The sequence below is a fragment of the Herminiimonas sp. genome, assembly GCF_030645555.1.
Taxonomy (GTDB): Bacteria; Pseudomonadota; Gammaproteobacteria; order Burkholderiales; family Burkholderiaceae_D; genus Oxalicibacterium.
Genome location: NZ_JAUSME010000090.1, coordinates 1 through 5,745, shown reverse-complemented (window position 1 = coordinate 5,745; position 5,745 = coordinate 1). Strand labels below are relative to the sequence as shown.

General features: G+C 56.0%; 5 protein-coding genes. 1 reads left to right on the top strand and 4 read right to left on the bottom strand.

All coding sequences use genetic code 11. The annotated features are described in order from the left end of the window. Positions 1–1,334, top strand: a 1,334-nt coding sequence (locus Q7T06_RS03580; protein ID WP_304780273.1) for a GGDEF domain-containing protein, incomplete at its 5' end; no start/stop codon positions are given. Positions 1,335–1,342: 8 nt separating this feature from the next. Here Q7T06_RS03580 and serS read toward each other — a convergent pair. The 4 genes from serS to Q7T06_RS03560 all read right to left on the bottom strand — a co-directional run. Continuing rightward, positions 1,343–2,638: a serine--tRNA ligase gene (gene serS, locus Q7T06_RS03575; RefSeq protein ID WP_304780270.1), complete on the bottom strand. Its 1,296-nt coding sequence runs from the start codon at positions 2,636–2,638 to the stop codon at positions 1,343–1,345. Positions 2,639–2,729: 91 nt separating this feature from the next. After that, complete coding sequence (locus tag Q7T06_RS03570; protein WP_304780268.1) at positions 2,730–4,022, bottom strand: replication-associated recombination protein A; 1,293 nt, start codon at positions 4,020–4,022, stop codon at positions 2,730–2,732. A gap of 118 nt (positions 4,023–4,140) precedes the next feature. Beyond that, positions 4,141–4,809: an outer membrane lipoprotein chaperone LolA gene (lolA, locus tag Q7T06_RS03565; RefSeq protein ID WP_304780265.1), complete on the bottom strand. Its 669-nt coding sequence runs from the start codon at positions 4,807–4,809 to the stop codon at positions 4,141–4,143. A 9-nt stretch (positions 4,810–4,818) separates the two neighbouring features. After that, a partial coding sequence (locus Q7T06_RS03560) for an FtsK/SpoIIIE domain-containing protein (RefSeq protein WP_304780261.1) occupies positions 4,819–5,745 on the bottom strand: 927 nt, incomplete at its 5' end.

Here is a 5,745-nt window from a genome sequence, read left to right as displayed (position 1 = left end):
TGTGGTCGGAACTGCGGCCCGAGTATGTAAAAATAGACATGCACTTTGTGCAAGGCATCAACCTGGATCCGATCAAGCTGCAATTTGTCCGCTCGATCCAGGAAATCGCAGAAAAATCCGGCACCATCGTCATCGCCGAAGGAATAGAAACCGATGCCGAATTGCTGATGATCCGCGACCTGGGCGTCGCCTATGGTCAGGGCTATAAAATCGCGCGTCCGAACGCCAACCCCGCGACCGCGCTCTCCGCCGACTTGCGCACCTTGTTACGCCACAATGGCGTCTCGGTTTATCCGCATGAAGCCGGTCGCGGGCACAAGATGCTGACTGCGCTGAAGCTGCTGCGCAGCGTGAAAGCAGTCTCGCCGGAGGTGCACAACAACCGCATCTATGAAATGTTCAACAGCGACCCGACGCTGGAGGTCATTCCTGTCGTGTCGAATGGCATTCCAGTCGGCTTGATCACGCGCGCCAATCTGATTGATCGCTTTGCCCGGCCTTATTTGCGTGAATTGCATGGCAAGAAATCCTGCACGCTATTCATGGATGGCAATCCGCTGATCACCGACAAGAATACCGCCCTGCATGCCTTGAGCCAGATCATCGTCGATGCCGATCGCCATCACTTGTTCAACGGTTTCATCATCACGGATGCCGGCCAGTACATGGGCATGGGCAATGCACACGATCTGATGCGCGAAATCACGCAAATGCAGATCAATGCTGCGCGTTACGCCAACCCGCTCACGCTGTTGCCAGGCAATGTACCTATCGACGAGCATATAGAACGCTTGCTGGAAAACGGTACGCACTTCTGTGCCTGCTATGTCGATCTCGATCATTTCAAGCCGTACAACGATGTGTACGGCTACCGCAAGGGCGATGACATCCTGCGCCTGACCGGTAAAATATTAAGCGGCCATTGCGATCCGCAGCGCGATTTTGTCGGTCATATAGGCGGCGATGATTTCATCATCCTGTTCCAGAGCGAAGATTGGGAACAACGCTGCAGAACGATCATCGATGTATTCGCAGCGGCCGTTCCCGACTTCTACAGTGAAGAAGATCGCAAGAAAGGCGGTTATGTCAGCGAAGACCGGCGCGGGAAAAGGGTTTTTCATACACTGGCCACGATATCGCTGGGCCTGGTGAAGGTTGAGCCCGGGCAGTACTGTTCGCATCATCAAATCGCTACCGCCACTGCGGATGCAAAAAAACAGGCAAAAAAAATCCCGGGCAACAGCCTGTTCATAGACCGCCGCCTGGGACCTTGTGCGACCGAGAAAGACGGCGATGAATCAGCAGCCGCCGACCTGATCACACGCATTTCGTAATCTGTTTTTTACGCCTGCGGTAGCAGGCGCGTCAAACCGCCCATATACGGATGCAAGACTTCCGGGATGAGCACGCTGCCATCGGCTTGCTGATAGTTTTCCAGCAGTGCGACCAGGGTGCGTCCGACCGCCAGGCCGGAGCCATTGAGCGTATGTACCGATTCCGGCTTGCCTTGTGCATTGCGGAAACGCGCCTGCATGCGGCGTGCCTGGAAGGCTTCGCAATTCGATACCGATGAAATTTCACGATAAGTGTTTTGCGCCGGCAACCACACTTCCAGATCGTAAGTCTTGGTAGCACCAAAACCCATGTCGCCAGTGCACAGCGTGATGACGCGATATGGCAAGCCGAGTTTTTTCAGGATGTTTTCGGCATGGCTGCACATCTCGTCGAGCACCTCGTACGATTTTTCGGGATGAACGACTTGCACCATCTCGACCTTGTCGAACTGGTGCTGGCGTATCATGCCGCGCGTATCGCGACCGTAGCTGCCGGCTTCGGAACGGAAGCATGGTGAATGCGCAGTCAGGCGGATAGGCAGCGCCTCGGCGGCGACGATTTCATCGCGCACGATATTGGTCAGCGGCACTTCGGCGGTAGGAATCAGGTACAGCGCTTCACCCTCGCCTTCCTGCCCGCCCTTTTTCACCGCAAACAGATCGGCTTCGAATTTCGGCAGCTGACCCGTGCCCTGCAGGGAATCGGCATTGACGATGTAAGGCGTATAGCATTCGGTGTAACCGTGCTCGGCAGTGTGCGTATCGAGCATGAATTGCGCCAGCGCGCGGTGCAGGCGAGCGATGCCGCCTTTCATGACCGAGAAACGCGAGCCGGTGATCTTGGCTGCGACGTCAAAATCCAGACCCAGCGCTGCGCCTATATCCACATGATCCCTGACTTCGAAATCAAAGGTGCGCGGCGTGCCGACCTTGCGCAACTCGACATTGTCGGCTTCGTCCGTACCGACCGGCACCGATTCATGCGGCAGGTTGGGTATCGCCAGCATGAATTTGCTAATGTCGGTCTGCAGAATTTCCAGGCGTGCTGCGGATGCCTTCAATTCATCGCCTATGCCGGCCACTTCCGCCATCACCGCCGAGGTATCTTCGCCCTTGCCTTTCAAGGCACCGATCTGCTTGGACAGCGTGTTGCGCTTGTTTTGCAAATCCTCGGTGCTGAACTGGATTTGCTTGCGCTCCGCTTCCAGTGCGTTGAAGGTGGCGACGTCGAGCTTGAACTTGCGTCCCGCTAGGCGGGCAGCGACCGTGTCTATGTCTTTGCGTAAGAGTTGTATGTCGATCATGGCAATGGAGAAGTATGGGTGCGAAAAAATGCCATTGTACCAAGCGCGACCTTGTTCTCGCGTCTATACAGGCTCAATTCAAGCGTTAATGTTATTTATGTTTTTTCCGGGCCGCCTGATCCAGCGCGTGCAGATAGGCGAGTTTCTCGCTAATCTTGCCTTCCAGTCCACGCGGCGTCGGTTGATACCAGTGCGGTTCGGCCATCCCATCCGGCAGATAAGTCTCGTCAGCCGCATAGGCATCCGGCTCGTCATGCGCATAGCGATACAGCTTGCCGTAACCAAGTTCCTTCATCAGCTTGGTCGGCGCATTGCGCAAATGCTCAGGCACCGGACGCGATTTGTCCTTGGCGATATGCGCACGCGCGGCATTGTAGGCCTTGTAGACAGCGTTCGATTTGGCTGCGCATGCCAGATAGACCACCGCTTGCGCCAAGGCCAGTTCACCCTCGGGCGAACCGAGGCGTTCATAGGTTTCGGCGGCATCCAGCGTCAAACGCAATGCGCGCGGGTCGGCCAGGCCGATATCTTCACTCGCCATGCGCACTATACGGCGCGCCAGATAACGCGGATCGGCACCGCCGTCTAGCATGCGGACAAACCAGTACAGCGAGGCATCCGGATTCGAACCGCGCACCGATTTATGCAGGGCGGAAATCTGATCATAGAATGCATCGCCGCCTTTATCGAAGCGACGCAAGGCGTCACCCAAACAGGCCTTCAATAACTCGGCATCGACTTCATGCAGTTTTTTCGCTTGCGCGGCGCGGGCGACGATTTCCAGGTTGTTCAGCAACTTGCGGCCGTCGCCATCCGCGCTGGCGATCAGTGTGGCTTTTGCATCGGGCGTAAAGCTGATGCCGTCCAACTCATGGGCGGCTGCACGTTCCAGCATCGCAGCGAGATCCTCTTCATCCAGCGATTTCAGCACATAGACAGCAGCCCGCGACAGCAAGGCACCGTTGACTTCAAACGATGGATTTTCCGTAGTCGCACCTATGAAAGTGAACAAGCCGCTTTCCACATGCGGCAGGAAGGCATCCTGCTGGCTCTTGTTGAAGCGATGCACTTCGTCGACGAACAGTATCGTGCGGCGCCCCATCGCAGCGCGGGACAGCTGCGCACGCTCAACTGCGTCGCGTATATCCTTGACACCGGAAAGCACTGCGGACAGCGCAATGAATTCGGCATTGAAGCTGTCTGCCATCAAGCGCGCCAGCGTGGTCTTGCCGACCCCCGGCGGGCCCCACAAAATCATCGAATGCGGCTCGCCCGATTCAAACGCCACGCGCAGCGGCTTGCCGGCACCGAGTATGTGCTGCTGCCCTATCACCTCGTCAAGAGTATGCGGGCGTAGTCGTTCGGCGAGGGGGATGAAACTCATGGATGTATGCTTCTTTGCCTGATCTGAAAATAAAAATCGACGCCAGCCGGAAATTCAGGCTGGCGTCGCTACATCAACACTATTTTTGCGTGACTGCACATACGCAACGGCACATCATTTACTGGAAAACGTCCGCGCCTTTCGGCACTGTAAACTTGAACTGATGGGCGGGCATAGACGGATTTTTCTCGAACTTGGTAAACGACAGCAGCGATACCTGACCGAAGGAATCGCGCAACTCCATCGCCTCCGGCAAGCCGTTGCGCAAACCGATGCCGATATGATCGAAAGTCGTATCCTTCGCTTTCGGCGTGGCTTCCAGCCATTCCAGACCATTCTTGGTGCCGGCTTCTTTCAGCGTAAAGTTCTTTTCCAGATCGTTGCTGCCGAACAGGATGGCCGCAGGTGAAGAGCCGAGCGCATTGCCCAGTTTCTTGATCGTGACCTGGTTCAAATCCTTGTCGTAGATATAGAGTTTCTCACCATCGGCCTGCAGCAACTGCTCGTAGGGTTTTTGATAAGTCCAGATGAACTTGCCCGGACGCGCGAAGGTAAAGGTGCCGGAAGATCGATTCGATATCTTCGCAGTGCCGCTATCTATCTTCACCAGATGCTGGGTGAACTCGCCGCGTGCGGATTGCGTCGATGCGACAAAGGATTTGAATTGTTCCAGCGCGGCAGCATGCACCAAGCCTGGCAATGCCAGCGCACACGCCAGCACCAGCGTTGCCAGTGCGGGTACGCGATAGTCAAACATTTTTGTAACTGAACATTGCTGTTGATTCATATGGTCTTTCTATTCAGCTGCATTCCCGGCAGGCACCAGGATTTCACGGTTGCCGTTGGATTGCATGGTTGAGACCAGGCCGCTTTGCTCCATCTGTTCCAGCAGACGCGCAGCGCGGTTATAGCCGATACGGAGGTGACGCTGCACCAGTGAAATCGAGGCGCGACGATTCTTCAGCACGATGGCGACAGCCTGATCGTAAAGCGCATCCGCTTCGCCCCCACCGGCACCGCCTTCAGCACCCAGCGTCAAGTCGCCGTCTTCTGCAACACCCCCTTCTAGGATGCCTTCGATATAGTTTGGTTCACCCTGTGCCTTCAAATGATCGACCACGCGATGCACTTCTTCATCGGAAACGAAGGCGCCGTGCACACGCACCGGCAAGCCGGTACCCGGCGGCATGTACAGCATGTCGCCCATGCCGAGCAATGCTTCCGCGCCCATTTGATCCAGTATCGTGCGCGAGTCTATCTTGCTGCTGACTTGAAAGGCGATACGCGTAGGGATATTGGCCTTGATCAAACCGGTGATCACATCTACAGATGGGCGCTGCGTGGCGAGAATCAAGTGGATACCGGCGGCACGGGCTTTTTGCGCGATGCGTGCTATCAGTTCTTCCACCTTTTTACCGACCACCATCATCAGGTCAGCCAGCTCGTCGATGATGATGACGATGGTCGGCAGTTTTTCCAGCGGTTCGGGCGCATCCGGCGTCAGGCTGAACGGATTTGGAATCTTTTGTTCATTCCGCTCGGCTTCGGTAATTTTCGTGTTGTAGCCAGCCAGATTGCGCACGCCGAGCTTGCTCATCAGCTTGTAGCGCCGTTCCATCTCATTGACGCCCCAGTTGAGCGCATGGCCCGCCTGGCGCATGTCGGTGACAACCGGCGCCAGCAGATGCGGTATGCCTTCATAAATCGACAACTCCAGCATCTT